Raw genomic sequence first — 382 nt, 5'->3', positions numbered from 1 at the left:
ACCTTCGACGGCTCGTTTCACATGCTGTTCCCGCGCGCCAAATTGCCGCTGCAGGATATTCTGGTGCCGCCGGCCGGCGATATGGGCTCGAGCATCTTCTCCTCGGAATGGCGCATCGCCGATTTCATCTCGATGGTGCATCTCGTCAACTGGCCGGTGATCGAACCGGAGCGCCGGCAAGCGGCGCGCCGCCACCTGCTGGAAATGATCCGGCTGTCGCGCGAGGACTGGAAGGCGATCCGCGCCGAGACCGACAATGACCGCGAATGGCTGCCTGGACCGCAGCAGAAGGGCGAGAACCCGCTCACCGGCCTCGAAGTCGGCGAGGAGCAGGTCCAGGCCTGGCTCGCCGCCTTGACCATGGCCGAGGATCTCCTGGAAG

1 pseudogene is annotated in these 382 nt (G+C 65.2%); it reads left to right on the top strand.

Annotated features, from left to right (window positions below):
* Window positions 1-382: pseudogene (locus tag EOC94_RS33895) on the top strand (hypothetical protein); the annotation flags it as partial.

Source organism: Mesorhizobium sp. M6A.T.Ce.TU.016.01.1.1 (genome assembly GCF_003997065.1).
GTDB classification, from domain to species: domain Bacteria; phylum Pseudomonadota; class Alphaproteobacteria; order Rhizobiales; family Rhizobiaceae; genus Mesorhizobium; species Mesorhizobium mediterraneum.
This window is presented reverse-complemented; position numbering and strand designations above follow the sequence as displayed.